Origin of the sequence: Pseudomonas sp. DWRC2-2 (assembly GCF_049897885.1) — a bacterium.
Taxonomy (GTDB): Bacteria; Pseudomonadota; Gammaproteobacteria; order Pseudomonadales; family Pseudomonadaceae; genus Aquipseudomonas; species Aquipseudomonas azotoformans_A.
This window is the reverse complement of sequence record NZ_JAFCXD010000007.1, coordinates 191,805-215,530: the sequence shown is the minus strand read 5'-3', so window position 1 is coordinate 215,530 and position 23,726 is coordinate 191,805. Positions and strand designations below refer to the sequence as shown.

General features: G+C 60.5%; 17 protein-coding genes. 9 read left to right on the top strand and 8 right to left on the bottom strand.

All coding sequences use genetic code 11. The annotated features are described in order from the left end of the window. Window positions 1-37 precede the first annotated feature (37 nt). Window positions 38-1,471, top strand: a complete 1,434-nt coding sequence (locus ACP7EW_RS27090) for an ArnT family glycosyltransferase (RefSeq protein WP_033901572.1) — start codon at window positions 38-40, stop codon at window positions 1,469-1,471. A gap of 15 nt (window positions 1,472-1,486) precedes the next feature. Here ACP7EW_RS27090 and ACP7EW_RS27085 read toward each other — a convergent pair whose 3' ends face one another. Further along, complete coding sequence (locus ACP7EW_RS27085; protein ID WP_005791582.1) at window positions 1,487-1,975, bottom strand: TIGR00645 family protein; 489 nt, start codon at window positions 1,973-1,975, stop codon at window positions 1,487-1,489. A 166-nt stretch (window positions 1,976-2,141) separates the two neighbouring features. Between ACP7EW_RS27085 and ACP7EW_RS27080 the strand changes: the two genes are divergently transcribed. Further along, complete coding sequence (locus ACP7EW_RS27080; protein ID WP_426221103.1) at window positions 2,142-3,965, top strand: hypothetical protein; 1,824 nt, start codon at window positions 2,142-2,144, stop codon at window positions 3,963-3,965. Window positions 3,966-3,968: 3 nt separating this feature from the next. Here the strand turns inward: ACP7EW_RS27080 and ACP7EW_RS27075 are convergent, their stop codons facing one another. Then, window positions 3,969-4,277, bottom strand: coding sequence for a hypothetical protein (locus ACP7EW_RS27075; protein ID WP_033901571.1), 309 nt, complete (start codon window positions 4,275-4,277; stop codon window positions 3,969-3,971). 177 nt (window positions 4,278-4,454) lie between these two features. Beyond that, window positions 4,455-6,893 (bottom strand): Lon protease family protein, encoded by a 2,439-nt coding sequence (locus tag ACP7EW_RS27070; protein ID WP_010206665.1) that lies wholly within the window; start codon window positions 6,891-6,893, stop codon window positions 4,455-4,457. A 267-nt stretch (window positions 6,894-7,160) separates the two neighbouring features. On the opposite strand from ACP7EW_RS27070, the gene ACP7EW_RS27065 reads away from it, so the two are divergent. The 4 genes from ACP7EW_RS27065 to ACP7EW_RS27050 all read left to right on the top strand — a co-directional run bounded on the left by ACP7EW_RS27065 (window position 7,161) and on the right by ACP7EW_RS27050 (window position 10,749). Further along, window positions 7,161-7,649: a DUF3015 domain-containing protein gene (locus ACP7EW_RS27065; RefSeq protein WP_015885974.1), complete on the top strand. Its 489-nt coding sequence runs from the start codon at window positions 7,161-7,163 to the stop codon at window positions 7,647-7,649. Window positions 7,650-7,741: 92 nt separating this feature from the next. After that, window positions 7,742-9,595, top strand: a complete 1,854-nt coding sequence (locus tag ACP7EW_RS27060; protein WP_033901570.1) for a DUF4105 domain-containing protein — start codon at window positions 7,742-7,744, stop codon at window positions 9,593-9,595. A gap of 238 nt (window positions 9,596-9,833) precedes the next feature. Beyond that, on the top strand, window positions 9,834-10,190 hold the full coding sequence (locus ACP7EW_RS27055; protein ID WP_269132064.1) for a hypothetical protein: 357 nt from the start codon (window positions 9,834-9,836) through the stop codon (window positions 10,188-10,190). A 70-nt stretch (window positions 10,191-10,260) separates the two neighbouring features. Further along, window positions 10,261-10,749 carry a GreA/GreB family elongation factor gene (locus ACP7EW_RS27050; protein ID WP_426221101.1) on the top strand — a complete coding sequence of 163 codons (489 nt, stop codon included), beginning with the start codon at window positions 10,261-10,263 and terminating at the stop codon, window positions 10,747-10,749. On the opposite strand, the gene gdhA is transcribed toward ACP7EW_RS27050, so the two are convergent. Both gdhA and ettA read right to left on the bottom strand, forming a co-directional pair. Then, entirely contained in the window at window positions 10,746-12,074 is a 1,329-nt protein-coding gene (gene gdhA, locus ACP7EW_RS27045; RefSeq protein ID WP_426221099.1) for an NADP-specific glutamate dehydrogenase, read from the bottom strand. The two genes, ACP7EW_RS27050 and gdhA, sit on opposite strands and share 4 nt — an antisense overlap. Before the next feature lie 246 nt (window positions 12,075-12,320). Further along, entirely contained in the window at window positions 12,321-13,985 is a 1,665-nt protein-coding gene (gene ettA / locus ACP7EW_RS27040) for an energy-dependent translational throttle protein EttA (RefSeq protein WP_033901566.1), read from the bottom strand. 159 nt (window positions 13,986-14,144) lie between these two features. Between ettA and ACP7EW_RS27035 the strand changes: the two genes are divergently transcribed. From ACP7EW_RS27035 to glyA, 3 genes are all read left to right on the top strand, one after another. Then, window positions 14,145-14,756, top strand: a complete 612-nt coding sequence (locus ACP7EW_RS27035) for a LysE family translocator (protein ID WP_426221097.1) — start codon at window positions 14,145-14,147, stop codon at window positions 14,754-14,756. A gap of 116 nt (window positions 14,757-14,872) precedes the next feature. Then, window positions 14,873-18,724, top strand: a complete 3,852-nt coding sequence (locus tag ACP7EW_RS27030) for a sensor domain-containing protein (protein ID WP_426221095.1) — start codon at window positions 14,873-14,875, stop codon at window positions 18,722-18,724. Window positions 18,725-18,964: 240 nt separating this feature from the next. Next, entirely contained in the window at window positions 18,965-20,218 is a 1,254-nt protein-coding gene (glyA, locus tag ACP7EW_RS27025) for a serine hydroxymethyltransferase (protein WP_426221092.1), read from the top strand. Between the two features lie 45 nt (window positions 20,219-20,263). Here the strand turns inward: glyA and yjiA are convergent, their stop codons facing one another. From yjiA to ACP7EW_RS27010, 3 genes are all read right to left on the bottom strand, one after another. After that, complete coding sequence (gene yjiA / locus ACP7EW_RS27020) at window positions 20,264-21,223, bottom strand: GTPase (protein WP_033901563.1); 960 nt, start codon at window positions 21,221-21,223, stop codon at window positions 20,264-20,266. 78 nt (window positions 21,224-21,301) lie between these two features. Continuing rightward, on the bottom strand, window positions 21,302-21,499 hold the full coding sequence (locus ACP7EW_RS27015) for a YbdD/YjiX family protein (protein ID WP_016976771.1): 198 nt from the start codon (window positions 21,497-21,499) through the stop codon (window positions 21,302-21,304). Between the two features lie 15 nt (window positions 21,500-21,514). Further along, window positions 21,515-23,581, bottom strand: coding sequence for a carbon starvation CstA family protein (locus ACP7EW_RS27010; RefSeq protein WP_426221090.1), 2,067 nt, complete (start codon window positions 23,579-23,581; stop codon window positions 21,515-21,517). Window positions 23,582-23,726 lie beyond the last annotated feature (145 nt).

Below are 23,726 nucleotides of genomic sequence, written 5' to 3'. Positions count from 1 at the left end.
CCCCCGGACGGTCCTCCTGCCCTGGTAGCCACACTCCATGACGCGTCCTGCTCCCCTGCTGCTCCTGCTTGCTGGTCTGTTGTTCTTCTTTGCCCTGGGCAACCATGAGCTGCAAGGCTCCACCGAAGCCCGGGTCGCCGGGATCGCCATGGCCATGCACCTGGACAATAACTGGGTAGTGCCTCAGTTGTTTCGTGAGCCGTTCCTGGAAAAACCGCCTTTGAGCCTGTGGATCGACGCTGGGGCTATTCGCCTGTTCGGCGGCAGCACCTGGGCGGTGCGCCTGGCTTCGGCGTTTGCTGGATTGTTCAGCGTGATGCTGCTTTACACCATGCTGCGCCGGTTCGGGCGACCGCAGACGCTGGCGTTCAGCGCCGCGTTGATTCTGGCGACCATGGCCAGCTATTGGAGCAATGCGCGCGGCGTCGGGGAGGATTCGCTGCTCACCCTCGGCGTGACCACTGCGCTGCTGGCGTTCTACCAGGCCGTGCGGCCCGATCGCCAAGGCTCCAGCACCGGCGCATGGGCACTGTTTACCGCCGGGATGGTGATCGCCACCCTCAGCAAAGGCGTACTGGGCCTGGCCATGCCGGGCATTGTGATTTTTGTGTACCTGGCCAGCACCAGCCTGATGGACAAACGCCTGCAGATTGGTGACTGGCTCAAGCCCGCGCTGTTTACCTTGCTGGCGCTGATACCGCTGGTGATCTGGCTGGGGTTCCTGTTCCAGCGCGGTGGTATGCAGGCGGTGGCCGAAGTGTTGCTGACCAACAGCGTCGGTCGTTTCAGCGGCTCGTTTGTCGAGGCCGGGCATTACGAGCCGTTCTACTACTACATCGCCAAGCTGCCCGAGGCGTTCCTGCCGTGGAATATCCTGGTGTATCTGGGCCTGTGGCACTTCCGAAAAAGCCTGGTGCGCAATCGCTACCATCTGTTCTTCAGCGTCTGGCTGGTGGCGCAGTTCACCCTGCTGACCCTGGCGTCGAGTAAACGCACCGTTTACCTGATGGCACTCACCCCCGCCGCCGCCGTCCTGGCCGCAGAATATGCGCGGGTGCTGCTGGACTGGCTGAAAACCCACAAACCCGCGCTGCATAAACATCACAGAACCGTGGTGGGCGGGGTGTTTACCCTGGCCGTGGGTTGCTACTTGATCGCCGCCTTCTGGTTCGCGCCCAAAGCCGATGTACGCCAGTCGTTCGTACCGGTGATCAGCCAGGCCCAGGCATTCAGAGACGAAGGTAAGGAAGTGGTGTTGTTCCAGCCCAACGAGCGCATCGCCGGGGCCAGCGTGTTCTATCTGCAGGCCTATTTGCCGATCCTGCAAACCGAAGCCGAGTTGCACCGCTATCTCGGTGCCAAGCCCGGCAACATTGCGTTGCTGGACCATACCAACGACCTGACCACCCCGGTGAAGGTGATCAAGCAGATGTCGATCAATCGCCAGCCTTACTACTTCGTCGAGCAGTAAGGCTGGCGCGGGGCATCAGTGCTTGGTGAGCTTGTCCAGGTAACCCATGGCAAACGCCGACACCACGAAGGTCATGTGGATGATCACGTACCACATCAGGTGCTGCGGATCGACGTTCTTGGCGTCCATGAAGATGCGCAGCAAGTGGATGGACGAAATCGCCACGATGGAGGCCGCCACTTTCATCTTCAACGACGAAGAGTCCATGGTGCCCAGCCAGTTGAGTTTTTCTTTGTTCTCATCGATATCCAGCTGCGAGACGAAGTTCTCGTAGCCGGAGATCATCACCATCACCAACAAGCCGCCGACCAGTGCCATGTCGATCAACGACAACAGCAACAGGATCACTTCAGCTTCCAGCATCGTGAAGATATTGGGAATGACGTGAATGATTTCCTGGAAGAACTTCAGCGCCAGGATCAACAAGCCCAAGGACAGCCCGAGATAAATAGGCGCCAGCAGCCAGCGTGAGGCGTACATAGTATTTTCGATGAAGCGTTCCATGGGATCTCACACAGCTAGGCTAGAAATGGCGGCGAGTATACCAGCCACCACAAGACAGCTGTAACCGCGAGAAAACTGACCTGTGCGGCATCTGTAAGAGAATTTTTCTGCTAGTGTCGAGCCCAATAACAACTCGGCTCGATGACGTCGGACAGGAAAAACTCAGATGATGGATGTGCGATCCCCCTTGGCCTGTATCGGCCTGTGCGCGGCATTGCTGCTGGCTGGCGGCTGCTCCCCCAGCGACGAGCAGAAGCAAACCACCCTCGAAGAGAAAACCGCCAAGTTCGAACAATCCCTCGACAGCATCCAGGACCCCAAGCTGCGCGACGCCGTCGCTGACCTGGGCGGTTCGCTGCTGTTGCTGGAGCGGGCGCGGGTCAAACTCGCCACCAAGCCCATCGAGGCCGAATACGGCGAGGACACCCTGGCCCTGCTCAAGCACTACCCCACACCCCAGGCGCTGGTGGACACCTACATCAATGGCCTGTTCGTGCTGCGCAAGACTTCCCACTCCGACTATCTGACCGACCTGCAGCCGGTTTTCCCCTTCAACTTCAACGTCCCCGACCAGTTCCCGTTCCCCCACGGACTGGAATGGCAGTCGGTGACCCTGAGCAACAACAAGGTCATCCCTTTCCAGCCGGAATGGTCGGAAACCGATCCGGGCATCCAACTGAGCCCCAGCAGCTCGAACCTGACCAACCCCGATGACCTGACGGTGACCTACCCGTTCATCGAGGGCATCGAGACGGAAAACAAGAGCCAGCCACAACCTGTCAGCCTAAAGGGCACGGTAGAAGTGGTCGCGCCGGGCAAGGTGCTGACCTTTGACTTGTCGAAAAAGGACGTGGGCCACAAGCGCACCGAAGGCAACATCACCCTCAACCTGGTCTTGCTGGAAAAAAACTACGCCGAGATCGAGCTGACCAACAGCCAGCCACTGGCGCCGGAAGTGGGCGACGAATCGCCGAATCCGTTGCTGGTGCAGGCGCGGGACACCACCGGGCAATTTCTCACGCGCTCGGGTTCGATCAACGAAAGCAGCGCCCAAGTCGCGTTCTACGAGAAACAACTGGCCGAGATGCAAAAGCAGAAGGCCTGGTCGGAAGCATTCGAGAAACAGCTGACCGACGAGCAGAAAGCCTTCGAACGCAAGCAGAGCAGCCATTACGCCAAGGTGTACTTCAATGGCGTGATCGACAACCTGCAAGTCAACGTGCTGGATTTCTCCACTGCCACGCGCACCCGCAAAGACCTCGACCTACCGGTGTTGCGCTTCGACAAGAACAGCCTGCAGAAAACCGTACAGGCCCTGCCGATGCCGGTCACCGTGTATGACGACAGCGCCGCCAGTTGGCTCAAAGACGCGAGCATGACCGAAGACCAGCTGAAAAACAGCGTGACCATCAGCCAGTCGGTCGAAGACGCCAGCGCGGCGCACATCGTGTTCGACCACCCGTTCACCTTCAATGACGACCTGGTGGGCAGCGAGCGAAACAGCAGTGAATCACCGGTGACCTTCTTCACCGCCGACGAAAAAGGCGAGCGTGGCGAGCCGATTGAGCTGCCTACCGAGGCCTTCGAACTGAACCCGGCGCGTGGCACCCTGACCTATGACCTGAACCTGTTCCCTGAAAATCCGGCCTTTGTGGTGGGCTCGATTCCGCTGTTCCTGGCGACCATCGATAAGAACGAGATTGATGCAAGCAAGCTGCCCAAAGGGCTCGAACTCAAAGACAACGCGCTGATCGTCGACCAGAAGGCCTTCCCTGCCGACAGCTGGCGCTTCTACGCCAAGGACGCCAGCGGCAATTACCTCAAGGAAATCCTCGGCGTCAGCCACCGCGCCGAGGAATACGGTACGGCGATGTTTGACGTGCATTACTTCTACGGCCAGCCGACCACCCTGGAAAGCTACCAGCGCACCGACCTGAGCACCGTGCAATACGGCTTTGAGGTCAAGCTGGACAAGCCCGAGAGCAAATAGCGGTCAGTGCTGGGTGTTACCGTTCAGCGCTCGCAGATGGGCCTGCATGTGCAGGCACCAGATCTGCGGGTCAGCCGCCGTCTCGTAGCCGTGCTGCGTCAGGCTGTCGACGATGGACTCCAGCATATTTTCCGCCACGAAGGGCCCTGGAAACGGGCCTTGGGACTTGATGGTGGAAGGCTGTTCACCGGTCATTCCAGCGGCAAACAACAACGTCCACATCCCGTTATCCCCCGCGAGAGGGCGAATGGAACATTCGATACGGGTGACCAGGCCGAAGCACTGGCGGGTAAGGCAAAGGTTGCGCGGCATGGCGGCGACCCTCGGTAGATCGGTGTTCAACCTGCGCCTGGGCGAGGCTGTTTCTATCCAGCGACTCCTGTGGATATCCCTTGAGCACAGAATAGAAGAAAACCGCGACAAACCAAGGTTGTAGAGACCAACGGCCGTTGGCCCCCAACCCAAGTCAATTTAATGACGATTTAGCCATCAGGTCGGCTTGGCTTCGGCCAGCGCCTGCTGTGCCAACTCCTTCTCCGCTTCCTTGAGGTCTTCCTCACTGATCATCTCGGCAATCGCGCGCAACCGCTCGACCACGCGCGCGTTCACCGTGCCTTCCGGGAATTGCCCCTCGGCATCCGGCTCACCCGCATCCTCGCCCACCAGCAGGCTCAGCGCCTCGTCGGCCTGGCGCACCGCATAGATATGAAACTGCCCAGCGCGCACGGCCTGCAGCACCTTCTCATCGAGCATCAGCGTGGCAACGTTGGCTTGGGGAATGATCGCCCCCTGCTCGCCGGTCAAACCGCGCGCTTCACACAGGCGGAAGAAACCTTCGATCTTCTCGTTGACCCCGCCCACCGCCTGCACTTCACCAAACTGGTTGATCGAGCCGGTGATAGCAAAGCACTGCTTGAGCGGCGTCTTCGACAACGCCGAGATCAAGGTGCACGCCTCGCCCAGGGACGCACTGTCGCCGTCCACATAGCCGTAGGATTGCTCCAGCGCGATACTCGCCGAGATCGCCAGCGGGAATTCCTGGGCATAGCGGCTGCCCAGGTAACCCGTGAGGATCATCACGCCCTTGGAGTGGATCGGCTGGCCGAGGTTGACCTCACGCTCGATGTCGACAATACCGCTGCCGCCCGGATACACCGTGGCGGAAATCCGCGCCGGTACGCCGAAGGCCGAGTCACCGACTTCCAGCACCGTCAATCCGTTGCACTTGCCCACCGCCGCACCGGCTGTGTCGATGAGGATGACCCCGGCGAGCATGTCGTCGAGAATCCGCGCCGACACGCGCCCAGTGCGCGTCGCCTTGGCCTTGAGGGCGCGCTCGATATGGCCGGCATCGGTCATCTCGTCGCCCGCCAGGTGGCGAATGAAATCCGCCTCGCTGACCAGCTGGAACAAATCACCAATGCGCGCCGACAAACGCCCTTGGTGCTCTGCCAGCCTCGCGCTGTAAGTGGCCAACCGCGCCACCGCATCCGACGTCAGCGGCGCCATGCCTTCTTCCGAGGTGCGGGTTTTGAGCAACTGCGCGAACTGCTCCAGGCTTTCGTCGACCATCGGGATGTCTTCGTCGAAGTCCACCAGTACGCGGAACATCTCCTGAAAATCCGGATCGGCGTCCTGCAACGCGTAGTACAGCTGACGCGAACCGATGATGATCACCTTGACCTGCAACGGGATCATCTGCGGGTTGAGGGTCACGGTGGCCAGGCGGCCCAGTTCGCCCAGCGGTGATTCCATCTTCAGTTTGCGCGACTGCAAGGAACGCTTGAGCGCGTCCCACACAAACGGCTCGCTGAGCATTTTTTCGGCTTCCAGGATCAGGAAGCCGCCGTTGGCACGGTGCAGCGCGCCCGGACGCAACTGGCGATAAGTGGTGTAGAGCGCACCCTGGTCGGTGCTGTATTCGATGCGGCCGAACAGGTTGTCGTAGGTCGGGTGCGGTTCAAACACCACCGGGGCGCCGCCGTTGACCGGATGGCCCACCACCAGGCTTGGGCAATATTGTTCTTCCAGCAGCTTGCGCGCCTGGGCGTCGGTCTTGGCGTCGTCCACCAATTGCTCGACCACGGTCTTGAGCAGGTACACCTGCATGGCTTGCAGGTAACCGCAGACGGCGGCGTTTTCTGCGTACTTTTCCGACAGCGGTGCAAGCAACGGCTGCAGGGCCAGGGTGATGGTTTCTTCGTTGAACTGACGCAGTTGGTTGTTCGACTCGCGCTTCCACTGCGGCAGGCTGGCCAGTTCTTCGTTGAGGCGCTCTTCCAGCTCGGAAATGTCCGTGTGGAAACGCTCGCGGTCGGCTTCTGGCAACTGCGAGAACTCAGCCTCGTCCAGCGCCTTGCCGTCGAGCATCGGCGTGAAGGCGATGTTGGTGCTGTCACGGTAGAGCGCCACGTCCTTTTCCAGAGCCAGGCGTTCGATCACGTCCAGTGCCTTGTCGTAGCGCTGGTTGAAGGCACGGTCGATGGCGCTTTTGCGCTGTTGATACGTCGGGTGTTCGAAGACCGCCGGAAAGGTGGCGACGAGGTTGTCGACCAAACCGTTGATGTCGTTGATGAACGCCGCCGCAGCGCCGCCCGGTAATTCCAGGGCGCGTGGTTCGCGAGGCTCATCGAAATTATTCACATAGACCCAATCCGCCGGGGTCTGCAGGCGCTTGCCTTCGGCTTTCAGGTAGCGTTTGACGAACGAAAAGCGGCCGGTACCCGGCTCGCCCATGACAAACACGTTGTAACCGGGGCGTGGCATGGCCACACCGAACTGCAAGGCTTCAACCGCACGTTCCTGGCCAAGCACACCGCGAAAGGGCTCCAAATCATTGGTGGTCGAGAAGCTGAACTGTTCAGCGGAGAAAGGGCGAGTCAGCGCTTCGGGCGCTAGACGCAAGCTGGCAGCAACAGGATCAGGCATCGGGCTTCCTTACATCAGGCGGGGCAGATAACGGCATTCTGGCTCCCGGTTACGCACCATGGCAAGGCGCGCTTTCGGGAAAGCATAGACAGGGGATGCGTCCTACAAAAAAATCGCGACAACGCTGATTGTTTTATAAAAATGCACGGAACCCTTGGAACGTGCCTAAACTCCAAACTGCGCGGGTTGGACTAATAACTGGCCCCTAGGGCGCTGCGACGCGCCTGAACCCTTGTCCATTGGTTTGCACACAAAGAGAACAAAGCTATGAAACGGATCCTTCTCGGTACTCTCTTCACCGTCGTCTCCCTCAATGCAATGGCAGAAGCACCAGGTGGCCCGAACTGCGGTTGGGGCAACATGTTGTTCGAAGGCCAGCGCGGCACGCCAGCTCACTTCCTGGCTTCCACCACCAACGGTACCTCGGGTAACGCCACCTTCGGCATGACCTCGGGCACCAACGGTTGCAGCACCAACAGCGCCCTGACCTACGGCGGCAAGTCCTGGATTGCCATGAATGGCATGATGAACGAGCTGTCCGAAGACATGGCCAAGGGTAACGGCGAAGCGCTGACCACCTACGCCGTGGTACTGGGTGTGGCACCGGAAGATCGCGAGCACTTCGCGGCCGTGACCCACGAGCACTTCCAGCAGATCTTCAGCAAAGCTGACGTGACCGCTGACGACGTGCACAACAACACCATTGCCGTACTGAAAAGCGATGCCCGTCTGGCGAAATACGCAACCCAGGCTTAAGCTCGACCCGCCCGCGCCTACCCAGGCGCGGGCACTATTTTTTGGACCCGCCTCCCTTTGGGTCTCTTTTATATCCGACTTAAGTTGCCCCTATGCTCAAACGCTTTGCCTGGATGGCACTCTTCGCCTGCGCCCCGCTGTACGCGGCCCCGCACCTTGATGATCAACGTTTGCAGCAATTGGCCAATGATCCGTTCTGGCTTTCCCTGGGCCATTACGAAGCCGGCAAGATCAGTGGCTGGCGCAGTTATGTCAGCGACAAGAAATTCTTCCTCGCGCCCGATGGCGCCCACCACCCGGACGCCGAGCTCAAGGCCACCGTTGATGCGCTCTACGCGCCAGCCAGCCTGGGTGAAAAACACGCCCAGTGCGTTTACCCCGCACGGACCCGCTGGCTCAAGGATCAGTTGCACCTCACTGACCTGCCTGCCGTGGACTGCACAGAATTCAAGCAATGGTTCAAGGACGTCGCCCCCCATAGCGCGGTGATGATCTTCCCGGCGGCCTACCTCAACAGCCCGTCGTCGATGTTCGGCCACACGCTGCTACGCATCGACCAGGCCGACGTGCAAAGCAACAACACTGCCCTGCTCAGCTACGCGATCAACTTCGGCGCCTACATCGAAGGCTCCGACAACAGCATTCTTTACGCCTGGAAAGGCCTGATGGGCGGTTATCCCGGCCTGTTCGCCCTGGTGCCTTACCAAGAGAAGCTGTCGGAGTACCGCAGCCTTGAGAACCGCGACCTGTGGGAATACCGCCTCAACCTCACGCAAGTCGAGACCGAGCGCATGGTCGAGCACGTGTGGGAGCTCAAGCAGATCCAGTTCGACTACTTCTTCTTTGACGAAAACTGCTCCTATCGCCTGCTGGAACTGCTGCAAGTGGCGCGTCCCGGCCTGCGCTTGACCGAACAGTTCCCGCTGACCGCCATCCCGACCGACACCGTAAAGGCCGTGAAAGACGCAGGTCTGGTAGAGAAGATCGACTACCGTCCTTCCCGTGAACGCGAGTTGCTGGAGCGCGCCAAGCCGCTGGACAGCGACGAACAGCAATGGGTATTGAAGGTCAGCGACGATCAGAAGCAATTGCAGGACCCCGCCTTCAAGGCCATCGCTAAAGATCGCCAGGCACTGATCATCGACGCCGCCTACCGCCTTGGCCGCTACCGCGCCAATGGCCTGGAGCGCGACACCGCCCGCTCCCAGCGCAGCTTCGAACTGCTGCGCGCAATTAACCAGAACCCGGCGCCCGACCTCAAGATCACCCCGCCCGGCCTGCCGGAAAACGGCCATGAATCACGCACCTGGCAAGCCGGCATCGGCACCCGTGGCGACAAGGCCTTCGGTGAATACGGCCTGCGCATGGCCTACCACGACCTCAACGACAACGCCGAAGGCTTCCCCCTGGGCGCGCAGATCGAAATCCTGCAGATGAAACTGCGCCAGTACGAAGGCAACCACTGGCAACTGCAGCAACTGGACCTGGCCACCATCCGCTCCCTGACCCCACGCAACGCCTTGTTGCAGCCATGGTCATGGCAAGTCACCGGCGGCCTGGAACGCGTACCGGGCAAACACGACGACGAAACCCTGGTCGCCCACGTCAACGGCGGCGCCGGCGGCACCTGGCAACTGCGCGACGACATGCTCGGCTTCGCCCTCGGCACCGTGCGCGTGGAGCACAACAACGACTTCAACGAAGCCATCTCCCCCGCGGCCGGGTTCAATACCGGCGTACTGTGGAAAAACCCGTTGGGTAACCTGAGCCTGGAAGCCAAGGGTGATTTCTTCACCAATGGCGAAGTGCGCCGTAGCATCAGCCTGAACCAGCAGTGGGAATTATCGCGCAACCTGGGGCTGCGCCTGAGCGCACAGCGTGAGTACAGCCACTTGTCGACGCCGGTGAATGAAGTGATGCTTGAGGTGAAGTGGTATCACTACTGACTAAAGCCTGGCCGAGATCAAAATGTGGGAGGGGGCTTGCCCCCGATAGCGGAGTGTCAGAATCAGATGTACTAACTGACACACTGCCATCGGGGGCAAGCCCCCTCCCACACTTGGCGCGCGTCTATTCAGACACTCACCGCAGCCCAACACCTTTCTCACCTCCCTTTCACACCTCCCCGACAATTCCCCTTCTAGACTCTTCCCTATCAGCCGTGAAACGGCCAGGGAGTACGCCATGTGGCGGTATGCGGTAATGCTGTGTGCAGTAGCGTGGTTGGCCGGTTGCCAATCCACTCACCAGGATTTGCTGGCCAAAGGTTACCCACCGGCGTTTGCCGATGGTTTTGATGATGGTTGCAGCAGCGGTCGCCAGGCCGCTGGGGTGATCAGCGGGGAGTTTCGCAAGAATGTGCCGCGTTATCTGAAGGACCGTGAATACGCCGAAGGCTGGGAGGACGGTTTCCGTCAGTGCAAGGCCATGCGCGAGAACGAAGAGTTGCGTGACTACAAGGACAACCACTGGGATGACCGCGAGCGCGCCTGGCAACAGGAGAAAAACCGCGACGCCGCCAGGGCCTATCGTTCGCAATAGGTCGTTTCCAGACATCCAGCGAAACTAAAGCGCGGCGACCATGGCCCAAACTCCAGAGAGGGAGAACGTCATGAGCCGAGCTTTTGTAAACGAGGACAACGCCGCCGCCCAGGCTGATCAGCCGGTGGAACGTCAGGTGAGCGAGCAGCCCAATCGCCTGACTGCACAAGGGTTAGCGCAATTGCAGGCCAAGGTTGCACGGTTGCAGCACGAGCACAGCGTTGAATCCGCCAAGGGCGATAAACAGCGCCAGGCCGACCTTGAGCGGGATTTGCGCTACTTCAACCAGCGGGTGCAAAGCGCCCAGGTGGTCGCGCCGGCCACCTCCACCGACAAGGTGCAGATCGGCAGTTGGGTGACCTTCGCCAATGAGCAGGACGAACAACAACGCATCCAGTTAGTCGGTGAAGACCAGGCTGATGCGGGCGCAGACTTGATCAACTGGGGTTCGCCCCTGGGCCGCGCCTTACTGGGCGCCCAGGTGGGTGACGAGGTGCTGTGGCAGCGCCCCGTCGGCGATCAGTTGATCGAAGTGCTGCGGATCGAACCCGAGGCTTAGACGATGCCTTGGGCCAGCATCGCGTCGGCGACTTTGACGAAGCCGGCGATGTTCGCGCCTTTCACGTAGTTGACTCGGCCGTTTTCTTCGCCGTAATGCACGCAGGCATGGTGGATCGATTGCATGATGTTGTGCAGCTTGCTGTCCACTTCACCGGCGGTCCACAGCAGGCGCATGGCGTTTTGCGACATTTCCAGGCCACTCACGGCCACGCCGCCAGCGTTAGAAGCTTTACCCGGCGCGAACAGGGTGCCCGCCTCGATAAAGATATCCACAGCCTCGAGCGTGGTCGGCATGTTGGCGCCTTCGGCCACGCAGATGCAGCCATTGCGCAGCAAAGCGCGGGCGGCGTCGGCATCGAGTTCGTTCTGGGTCGCGCAAGGCAAGGCGATGTCGCAAGCCAGTTCCCATGGCGTCTGGCCTTTGCGGAATTCCAGGCCGAAACGCTCGGCCAGTTCGCTGATGCGGCCGCGCTGGACGTTTTTCAGCTCCAGCAGGGCCGACCATTGCTCTTCGGTCAAACCGCTTTCGGCGTACAGAGTGCCTTCGGAGTCGGACAGGGAAATCACCTTGCCGCCCAGGTCCATGACCTTGCGCGCCGCGTATTGCGCCACGTTGCCGGAGCCGGACACCGCTACACGCTTGCCTTCCACCCGCTGGTTGTTGCGCTTGAGCATCTCTTCAGCGAAGTACACGCAGCCGAAACCCGTGGCTTCCGGGCGGATCAGGCTGCCGCCGTAGGTCATGCCCTTGCCGGTCAGCACGGAGGTGAACTGGTTGCTCAGACGCTTGTACTGGCCGAACAGGAAGCCGATCTCACGGGCGCCCACGCCAATATCGCCGGCCGGCACGTCCACGTCCGCGCCGATGTGGCGATACAGCTCGCTCATGAAGGACTGGCAGAAACGCATGACTTCAGCATCGCTCTTGCCCTTGGGGTCGAAGTCCGAGCCGCCTTTGCCGCCGCCCATGGGCAGCGAGGTCAGGGAATTCTTGAAGGTCTGCTCAAAGGCGAGGAATTTCAGCACGCCCAGGTTCACCGACGGGTGGAAGCGCAGGCCGCCTTTGTAGGGGCCGATGGCACTGTTCATCTGGATGCGGAAGCCGCGATTGACCTGGACCTTGCCATGATCATCCACCCACGACACCCGGAAGGTAATCGCGCGCTCCGGCTCGCAGATGCGCTCCAATATGCCCGAGGTCAGGTAGTGGGGGTTGGCTTCCAGAAACGGCCACAGGCTGCGTAGGACTTCTTCTACGGCCTGGTGGAATTCCGGCTGGTCGGGGTCGCGTTTCTTGAGGCGGGCGAGGAAGGATTCGATCATGAAAAGTCTCGGCAAATTTTTAGTTGTTAACGGAGATTGAGCCGGACTTTATCAATTCATTCCGCACTGCGACAGGGCAAAATGTCGCCTTTGTGAATTTAAATGGTGCATTTTATATAACTGTATCCAGTTTCAGGGGCTTTTATGCACCTTTTCAGGGAGCAAGCCCGAACCGCGCGCACCATCAAATCCCAGGCAAAAAAAACGGAGCCCGAAGGCTCCGCTCTGTCAAACCACCAACCCGAATCAGGCCAGTTTTTTGTGACGCACACGGTGCGGCTGGGCAGCAGCGTCGCCCAAGCGCTTTTTACGGTCCGCTTCGTACTCGGTGTAGTTACCTTCGAAGAACACCGCTTGCGAGTCGTCTTCGTACGCCAGGATGTGGGTCGCGACGCGGTCAAGGAACCACCGATCGTGAGAGATCACAATGGCGGCGCCCGGGAAGTCCAGCAGGGCTTCTTCCAGGGAGCGCAGGGTTTCAACGTCAAGGTCGTTGGACGGTTCGTCGAGCAGCAGGACGTTGCCGCCCTCTTTCAGGGTCAGGGCCAGGTGCAAGCGACCGCGCTCACCACCGGACAGGTCCTTGACAAACTTCTGCTGGTCGCCGCCCTTGAAGTTGAAACGGCCGACGTAGGTACGCGACGGGATTTCATAGTTGCCGATGCGGATCTGGTCGGAACCGTCGGAAATCTGCTGGAACACGGTCTTGCTGCCATCCAGGTCTTCACGGCTCTGGTCCACACAGGCAAGCTGCACGGTTTCGCCGACTTCGATGGTGCCCGAATCCGGGGTTTCCTTGCCCATCAGCATGCGGAACAGCGTGGATTTACCCGCACCGTTACCACCAATAACGCCGACGATCGCGCCTTTTGGCATGGAGAACGACAGGTTGTCGATCAGCACGCGGTCGCCATAGCCTTTGGAAACGTTCTTGAACTCGATGACCTTGTCACCCAGGCGCGGACCGGCCGGGATGTAGATCTCGTTGGTTTCCGAACGCTTCTGGAATTCCTGGGATTGCATTTCTTCAAAGCGTTGCAGACGGGCCTTGGATTTGGACTGGCGGGCCTTGGCGCCTTTGCGCACCCACTCCAGTTCTTCCTTCATGGCCTTTTCATGGGCCGATTGCTGCTTGGATTCGGCGGCCAGACGGTCGGACTTGGCTTCCAGCCAACCGGAGTAGTTGCCCTCGTAAGGGATACCGGCGCCACGGTCGAGCTCGAGGATCCAGCCGGCCACGTTGTCCAGGAAGTACCGGTCGTGCGTGATCGCGACCACGGTGCCTGGGAAATCGTGTAGGAAGTGTTCCAGCCAGGCGACGGAATCGGCGTCCAAGTGGTTGGTAGGTTCGTCGAGCAGCAGCATGTCGGGGGCCGACAGCAGCAGGCGGCACAGGGCCACACGACGTTTCTCACCACCGGACAGGTGTTCGACCTTGGCGTCCCACGCCGGCAGGCGCAGTGCATCGGCGGCGACTTCCAGCTGGCGCTCCAGGTTGTGACCATCGCTGGCTTGCAGGATGGCTTCGAGCTTGGCCTGTTCGGCGGCCAGTTTGTCGAAGTCGGCATCTTCTTCAGCGTACGCCGCGTAGACCTCGTCCAGGCGCGCCTGGGCGTTCTTGATCACGCTGACGGCTTCTTCCACCACTTCACGCACGGTCTTGGTCGGGTCCAGGATCGGCTCTTGCGGCAGGTAGCCGATGTTCAGGTCAGGCATCGGGCGGGCTTCGCCTTCGAACTCGGTGTCGACGCCAGCCATGATTTTCAACAAGGTGGATTTACCCGAACCGTTGAGGCCGAGCACGCCGATCTTGGCGCCAGGGAAGAAGGACAGCGAAATGTTTTTCAGGATTTCCCGCTTCGGAGGGACAACTTTGCCCAGCCGATGCATGGTGAAGACGTATTGAGCCAAAATGTGGACCTCATAAAAGTAAGAACAGGCCTACGTAGCGTCATGGCGCTGTACATAGTGTTGCGAATCCTCAAGGTTAACCTAAGTGACCGAGCGTATCGAAGCCTATCTGTTAGATTAGCCGGCCAAAACCCTCAGGGGTTCCAGGAGACACCCTTCATGCTTGGCGTCCTATCCGCACTCGGGCTACTGCTATTAATGCCGGGGCCCACCAACACGCTGCTGCTGCGCTCGGGGTTACTCGTAGGATTCCGGCGCGCCTGGCCGCTGAGCCTGCTGGAATGCCTGGCCTACCTGACGCAGATCTCCTTCTGGGGCTACCTGCTCGGCCATATCGGCGACAACGCGCCCTGGGGCCTGAAGCTCATGCAGTTCGCCTCGGTCTGCTACTTGATCAGGACTTGCTACCTGCTGTGGTGCCATCCCGACGAAACACTCCACACCGAGCCCGAGGCACGGGTCTCCACGCTGAATTTCTTTTTGCTCACGCTGATCAACCCCAAAGGATTACTGATCGTGTCGTTTATCGTCCCGATGCAGACGTTCGCAGACTTAAACCTGTACGTGCATTTCGTCGCGCAGTTCACCGCCGTGGTGATACCGGTGGGCTGTGCCTGGGTGCTGCTGGGGGCACGCATCAAACGCGGCGGATACGCGTGGTTGACGCCGCACACCATCAACCGCACGGCTTCTGTGGTTATCAGCCTGTTCACGCTGGCGATCCTGACGCGGCTGGCGGACAGCCTGATCCATACCAGCGGCGCTCTTTAGTGCCCGCCAGGCGGGGCTGGCACTTTGCCACAAGTCAAGGCATGCTAGCCGCCCTCCGGGCGTCCGGCTTATAGTGCACGTCGCGCGCCAGTCCAGCCAAACCGCAGGATCACAGCTTGTCCAAAGTCACGCCGCCAACTCCCCTGCGCGCCGCTCATATAGCGCCGGGAGCGCCTCTGCACGGCACCCTCAAAGGCGCATTGGCGACGCTCGTCCTCATGCTGCTCGCGTTATTGTTCTGGCAGTTGCTCGACCAGCTCCAGCAAAACCAGAAGAATCAACAGCAATACACCATCGACTACAGCGCTGACCTGGCTGAACAGATCAGCCTGAACATGGCCCTCAGCGCAAAAATCGCCCTGAACTTGCTGCCGATGGTCGAGCCACCGCGTGACAGCGAACAGCAACAGGCCCTGATGCGCACCTTGCAACGTTCGCTGCCGGAGCTGCGCAGCATCGCCCTGCTCGCCCCCAGCGGCGCGATGGTCAGTGACAGCGCCACCGACAGCCAGGACGCCGCCTGGCTGGCAGAACTGGTGCAACGCAGCCACGCCCAATCCTATTACCTGAGCAACAGCAACGACGGCACGATTATCTATCTGTTGCTGCACCAACCCAGCGGCGGCTCGCGGATGTATTGGGCGCTGCGCCTGGCCCCCAACTACCTGAGCAATCTCACCCGCCAAGACGGCCAGGGCCAGCGCCCGCTGTGGGTCATCGAGAATCGCGTCAACCACCGGGTTGTCAGCCGAGACAGCGGCATGCCAGCGCAGTGGGCGTCTGCGCTCACCCCGGACGAGCTGAATAAAAGCGTACTGGTCACGCCCCTGAGCAAGAGCGACTGGCAACTGCGCGGGCTGTTCGACCGCACGGCGGTGCTGGAACAACTGCTGCCGGCCTTCATCGGCAAATGCCTGCTGGGCCTGGCGTTTTCATTGATCCCGGTGATCGTGCTGTTGAACATGCGTCGCCGCCAGCGTCAGGTGCATGAAGGCCGCCGGCGCTACCAGGACATTTTCGAAGGCACCGGCGTGGCCTTGTGCGTGCTCGACCTGTCGGGCCTGAATGCCTTCTTCGACAAGACCCGGCTGGAGACCCGCGAGCAACTGCACGCCTGGCTGCAGGACAACCCTAACGAGCGCCAGCAACTGCTCAAGGAACTGCGCATCACCGAGGTCAACCAGGTAGCGGTGCGCCTGCTGAACGTGGGTTCCTGTGAAGAAGCCTGGGAGCGCCTGATCGATGATTGCCCGCGCAATGCCACGTCCATCGGCTACCAGATTCTTGAGGCGGTACTGACCCAGCAGAACCAGTTGGAACTGGAAATCCAGCTCAAGGACGTGGCCGGCAACGAGCAGTACCTGTGGCTGGTGATGCGCCTGCCGGAGCAGCAGGACGATTTCAAGGCAGTGATCCTCAGCATCAGCGATATCACCAGCCGCAAGTTGATCGAGCTGTCACTGGTGGAGCGCGAGAGCTTCTGGTCCGACGTGGTCCGCACCGTCCCCGACCACCTGTATGTGCAGGATGTGATCAGCCAGCGCATGATTTTCAGCAACCATCACCTGGGCCACACCCTCGGCTACAACAAGGCCGAACTGCAGCAAATGGGCGAGTACTTCTGGGAAATCCTGCTGCACCCCGAAGACGCCGAGCATTACCACGACCTGCGCCAGCAGCAGCGCCAGATCGGCTACACCACCCAATTGCAATGCCAGCTGCGTTTCCGTCACCGCAATAACCAATGGCGGCGATTTGATATCCGCGAGCAGGCCCTGGCTCGCGACAAGACGGCGCAGATCACCCGCATCATCGGCGTGGCCAAGGACATCACCGACCAGATCGAGGCCAGCGAATCCCTGCGTGACAGCGAACAGCGCTACCGCATGCTGGCCGAAAGCATCAGCGACGTGATCTGCTCCACCGACAGCCAGTTGGCGCTCAACTACATCAGCCCTTCGGTCAACGCCGTGCTCGGTTATGACGTGGACTGGGTGTTCAAGAACGGCTGGCAGTCGATCATCGCCAACCCGCAGCAACTGACCGGCATTTACAGCTTGGTGGAACAGGTCAGCCGCTCGCTGGGCGATCCTGAGGCGCTGAACCGGCTGCGTGATGAGATCCAGACCCAACTGTTCCTGTTCGACTGCTTGCGCGCAGATGGTCGCAAAGTGCCGATCGAGCTGCGACTGGTGCTGGTGTGGGACGAACACGGCGCCTTCGAGGGCATCCTTGGCGTGGGCCGCGACATCAGCCAGCAACGCCGCGCCGAGAAAGACCTGCGCATGGCGGCCACGGTATTCGAACACTCGACCTCGGCGATCCTGATTACCGACCCCGCCGGCTATATTGTGCAGGCCAACGAGGCGTTCAGCCGGGTCAGCGGCTATGCGGTCAGCGATGTACTCGACCAGTTGCCGAACATGCTCACCGTCGACGAACAGCAGGAAGCCCATCTGCGCTACGTGCTCAAGCAACTGCACCAGCACAGCACCTGGGAAGGCGAAGTGTGGCTCAAGCGCCGCAACGGCGAGCATTACCCGGCGTGGGTGGGCATTACCGCCGTGTTCGACGATGAAGGCGACCTGGCCAGCTATGTGTGTTTCTTCAGTGACATCAGCGAGCGCAAGGCCAGCGAGCAGCGCATCCACCGCCTGGCCTACTACGACGCCCTCACCCACCTGCCCAACCGCACGCTGTTCCAGGATCGCCTGCACACCGCGTTGCAGTCGGCCGAACGGCAGAAGTCGTGGGTGGTGCTGATGTTCCTCGACCTCGACCGCTTCAAACCGATCAACGACTCCCTGGGCCACGCCGCTGGCGACCGCATGCTCAAGGAAATGGCCACGCGCCTGCTGGGTTGCGTGGCCGAAGACGACACCGTGGCGCGCATGGGCGGCGACGAGTTCACCCTGCTCCTGCAGCCGCGGATCAGCCGCGAAATGGCGCTGAACCGTGCCATTCATGTGGCCGAGCAGATCCTCGCCAGCCTGGTGAAGCCCTTTGTACTGGAGGGCCGCGAGTTTTTTGTCACCGCCAGTATCGGTATCGCCCTGAGCCCTCAGGACGGCAACGAGCTGAGCCAGTTGATGAAAAACGCCGACACCGCGATGTATCACGCCAAGGAACGCGGCAAGAACAACTTCCAGTTCTACCAGGCCGACATGAACGCCAGCGCCCTGGAGCGCCTGGAGCTGGAAAGCGACCTGCGCCACGCCCTGGACCAGAACGAATTCGTGCTTTATTACCAACCGCAGTTCAGCGGCGACGGTAAACGCCTGACCGGCGCCGAAGCCCTGCTGCGCTGGCGCCACCCGCGTCGTGGCCTGGTGCCGCCGGGGGATTTCATCCCGGTGCTGGAGGAATTGGGCCTGGTGGTGGACGTGGGCGACTGGGTGATCAGCGAAGCCTGCCGACAGCTCAAGACCTGGCACCAGAACAAGGTGCGCGTGCCGAAAGTCTCGGTGAACATCTCGGCGCGGCAGTTCTCCGACGGCCAGTTGGGCACCCGCATCGCCACCATCCTCAAGGACACCGGCCTGCCGCCGGCGTGCCTGGAGCTGGAGCTGACCGAAAGTATCCTGATGCGTGAAGTCAACGAGGCGATGCAGATCCTCGACAGCCTGAAAAACCTGGGCTTGAGCATTGCGGTTGACGACTTTGGCACGGGCTATTCGTCGCTCAACTACCTCAAGCAATTCCCCATCGACGTGTTGAAGATCGACCGCACTTTCGTCGATGGCCTGCCATCAGGCGAGCAAGACGCACAGATCGCCCGCGCCATTATCGCCATGGCCCACAGCCTGAACCTGGCGGTGATCGCCGAGGGCGTGGAAACCCATGAGCAGCTGGACTTCCTGCGTGAGCATGGCTGCGATGAAGTACAGGGTTACCTGTTCGGGCGGCCGATGCCGGCGAATCGGTTCGAGGCGCAGTTCAGCAATGATGCGCTGTTCATGTTCGATTGAGACCTTGTGGTGAAGCTGCTGGCCTCTTCGCGAGCAAGCCCGCTCCCACACTTGACCGAGTTCCATCTTTGAAATGCGGTCGAATGTGGGAGCGAGCTTGCTCGCGAAGAGGCCCTCACAGCCACCGCTTATCCCCAGATGAGCCCCGCTTATCCGCGACATGATGTCCTTTCATATGCCATCTAAAACCCATTGGGTTAGAATGCCCTCCTTTTCTGCCCCCGATCCTTGAGGACCGCCATGTTCAGCCGTGATTTGACTATTGCCAAGTACGACGCCGATCTCTTCGCCGCCATGGAGCAAGAAGCCGTGCGCCAGGAAGAGCACATTGAGCTGATCGCTTCGGAAAACTACACCAGCCCAGCGGTGATGGAGGCTCAAGGTTCGGTCTTGACCAACAAGTACGCCGAAGGTTACCCAGGCAAGCGCTACTACGGTGGTTGCGAGTACGTCGATGTGGTTGAACAGCTGGCTATCGACCGCGCCAAAGAACTGTTCGGCGCCGACTACGCCAACGTCCAGCCGCACGCCGGTTCCCAAGCCAACAGCGCCGTGTACCTGGCCCTGCTGCAAGGCGGCGACACTATCCTGGGCATGAGCCTGGCCCACGGCGGTCACCTGACCCACGGCGCCAGCGTTTCCTCCTCCGGCAAGCTGTACAACGCCGTTCAATACGGTATCGATGCCAACGGCCTGATCGACTACGACGAAGTCGAGCGCCTGGCGGTCGAGCACAAGCCAAAAATGATCGTGGCCGGTTTCTCTGCCTACTCGCAGATCCTGGACTTCCCACGTTTCCGCGCAATCGCTGACAAAGTGGGCGCGTACCTGTTCGTCGACATGGCCCACGTGGCCGGTCTGGTCGCCGCTGGCGTCTACCCGAACCCGGTGCCTTACGCTGACGTCGTGACCACCACGACCCACAAGACCCTGCGCGGTCCACGTGGCGGCCTGATCCTGGCTCGCGCCAACGCCGACATCGAGAAGAAGCTGAACTCCGCTGTCTTCCCAGGCGCCCAAGGCGGCCCGCTGGAGCACGTGATCGCCGCCAAAGCGATCTGCTTCAAGGAAGCCCTGCAGCCTGAGTTCAAGACCTACCAGCAACAAGTGGTCAAGAACGCCCAGACCATGGCGAGCGTGTTCATCGAGCGTGGCTTCGACGTCGTCTCCGGCGGTACTGAAAACCACCTGTTCCTGCTGTCGCTGATCAAGCAGGACATTTCCGGTAAAGATGCTGACGCAGCCCTGGGCAAAGCCTTCATCACCGTGAACAAGAACTCCGTGCCGAACGACCCACGTTCGCCGTTCGTCACCTCCGGCCTGCGCTTCGGTACTCCGGCTGTGACCACGCGTGGCTTCAAGGAAGCAGAGTGCAAGGAACTGGCTGGCTGGATCTGCGACATCCTGGCTGACCTGAACAACGAAACCGTGATCGACGCGGTGCGTGAGAAGGTCAAGGCCATCTGTAAGAAGCTGCCGGTGTACGGCGCTTGATTGCAGTTGCTTGAATAAGAAGCCCGGCTCTAGAGCCGGGCTTTTTTATGCCTGATAGACGCGCTGGAAACCTTCGCGAATCTTGTCTTCCGGCAGTTCATCGGCAATGAACACAATCACACTCTCCCGCGCCTCGCCCTCTTCCCACTCGGTGTCCCAATCAAAGCCGTAGAGCTTGAGCACGCCCTGGAACACCATGCGCCGGTCTTCACCGGCAATGTTCAGCACGCCCTTGTAGCGCAACAGTTGCTTGCCGTGGTCTTCGAGCAGTTCGTTCATGAACTCGCTCAAACGGTCGATATCCAGCGGCTGGTCGGTGCGCAACACCAGGCTGGAGATACGGTCGATGGACGGCGCAGCGCGCACCGGGCGCAGGCTCATGCCAGCGTTAAGGTTGAAGCCACGCACATCGAGCAGTTCAGCCAGGTCGATGTTGCCATGGTCCACCACCCGAATCGGCGCGCGGCGGTTGATGCGGGTGAGGCGCTCGCTGAGCGCGTCAAAGGTCGCGTCATCCACCAGATCGCGTTTGCTCACCAGCAGGCGGTCGGCAAAGCCGATCTGGGCCTGGGCGATGGTCTGGGTCAGGTGGTGCTCGGCGTGGGCGGCGTCCACCAGGGTGATGATGCCGTCGAGGATATAGCGCTCGCGCAGTTCCTCATCGATAAAGAAGGTCTGCGCCACCGGTGCCGGGTCGGCCAGGCCGGTGCATTCGATCACCAGGCGGTCGAAGGCGATTTCGCCGCTGTCCAGGCGCTCCAGCAGCAGGTACAGGGCTTTGGTCAGGTCGGTGTGGATGGTGCAGCACACGCAGCCGTTGGACAGGGTCATGACTTGCACTGGCTCGGCGCCCAATAGCTGGGTGTCGATACCGGCGTCGCTGAATTCGTTTTCGATCACGGCGATCTTCAGGCCGTGCTCGGCCTTGAGCAGGTGGCGCAGCAAGGTGGTCTTGCCGGCGCCGAGGAAGCCGCTGAGGACGGTGACCGGAATGGGAGAGGACAAAAGCAGTTCTCCTTCAATAAACAGAAATAAAAATGGGAGCCCATTGGTATGGGCTCCCACAGGGGCCTGCCTAGCAGGTCAACAGCACTTGGGCCCACCCTTGCCGCCGTAACGGGCTTCCTGGCGTTCCCGGAAGAACGCCTTGTAGTCCATCACCGGCTTGTCCGGGTGTTTGGTTTGCATATGCTCGACGTACGTATCGTAGTCGGGCATGCCGACCATCAGGCGCGCGGCCTGACCGAGGTATTTACCGAGGCGATTGATGTCATTGAACATGGTTGCAATCCTCGATCACGCGTCCGGAACAGCCTGGAACGGGGCTTCTTTATCCGTACGTTCTTTGTTGCCCCAGGCGGCGACGCCGACCTTGAGCGCATAGAACAGGATACTGAACACCACGAACAGGAACAGCGCCGTCAGCGTTGCGTTGGTGTAGGCGTTCCAGATCACGTGCTGCATCTGGTCGATGTTCTTCGCCGGGGCGAGGATCTGACCATTGGCCAATGCATCACTGTACTTCTTGGCCAGCGACAGGAAGCCGATCGCCGGGTTGGCGTCGAACAGCTTGATGAAGCCCGCGGTGGTGGTGCAGATCAGCAGCCAGACAGCCGGCAGCATGGTCACCCAGATGTAGCGCTGGCGTTTCATTTTGATCAGCACAACGGTGGCCAGCATCAGCGCGATACCTGCCAGCATCTGGTTGGAGATACCGAACAGTGGCCACAAGGTGTTGATGCCGCCCAGTGGGTCGATCACGCCTTGGTACAGCAGGTAACCCCACATCGCCACGCAACCGGCGGTCGCGATCAGGTTGGCGGTCCAGGACTCGGTGCGTTTCAGCGCCGGTACGAAGGAGCCCAACAGATCTTGCAGCATGAAGCGACCGGCACGGGTGCCCGCGTCCACGGCCGTCAGGATGAACAACGCTTCGAACAGGATCGCAAAGTGGTACCAGAACGCCATGGTGTTTTCACCCGGCAGCACACTGTGCAGGATCTGCGCGATACCCACCGCCAGGGTCGGTGCACCGCCGGCACGCGCCAGGACGGTGGTTTCACCGATGTCATGGGCGACCGCCGTCAGTGCTTCCGGGGTAATGGCAAAGCCCCAGCTGCTGACAGTTTGCGCCACAGTCACTACATCACTGCCCACCACGGCAGCCGGGCTGTTCATGGCGAAGTACACGCCAGGCTCGATCACCGAAGCGGCAACCATTGCCATGATGGCGACGAACGATTCCATCAACATACCGCCGTAACCGATGTAGCGGGCGTTGGTTTCGTTATCCAGCAACTTGGGCGTGGTGCCCGAGGAGATCAGCGCGTGGAAACCCGAGACCGCGCCACAGGCAATGGTGATGAACAGGAACGGGAACAGGCCACCCTTCCACACCGGGCCGGTGCCGTCGATGAATTGGGTCAGGGCCGGCATTTTCAGGTCGGGCATGGTGACCAGAATGCCGATCGCCAGGGCGATGATGGTGCCGATTTTCAGGAAGGTGGAGAGGTAGTCACGCGGCGCCAGGATCAGCCACACCGGCAGCACTGCGGCGACGAAACCATAGCCGATCAGCATCCAGGTAATTTGAATGCCGGTGAAGGTGAAGGCCTTGGCCCAGACAGGGTCAGCGGCAATCTGCCCGCCCAGCCAGATCGAACCCAGCAGCAACAGCACGCCGATGATCGAGATTTCGCCGATGCGGCCCGGGCGGATGTAGCGCATGTAGATGCCCATGAACATCGCGATCGGGATGGTCGCCATCACCGTGAAGATGCCCCATGGGCTCTCGGCCAAGGCCTTGACCACGATCAGCGCCAGCACAGCGAGGATGATGATCATGATCAGGAAGCAGCCGAACAGCGCGATGGTCCCAGGGATACGGCCCATCTCTTCGCGAACCATGTCCCCCAGGGAACGGCCGTTGCGACGGGTGGACAGGAACAGGACCATGAAGTCCTGCACCGCACCGGCCAGCACCACGCCAGCAATCAGCCAGAGCGTGCCGGGCAGGTAGCCCATTTGCGCCGCCAGCACCGGACCGACCAACGGGCCTGCACCGGCAATCGCCGCAAAGTGGTGACCGAACAGGATGTGTTTGTTGGTCGGCACATAGTCCAGACCGTCATTATTGAGCACTGCGGGGGTGGCCCGCCGTGGATCGAGTTGCATCACGTTGTTAGCGATGAACAGACTGTAGTAACGGTACGCAACCAGGTAGATGGCCACAGCAGCGACCACAATCCACAAGGCGTTGATCGCCTCGCCGCGGCGCAAAGCCACTACGCCTAGGGCGCACGCTCCTACGATTGCCAGCACCAGCCAGGGTAGGTGGCGTAGCAGGCTATTATTATTTTTCATTTTTATATTCCAGCCAGGGTGGACAGAAAGGACAGCCATCCCGAGTTTAGCGCTGTTGGCCTCAAAGGCCACCCCCCTACGTTGGTCTAGAGCCTCCTGCGCACAAAAAAAGCAGAAATACCGGACCAATGATGGCGCAGGGCTA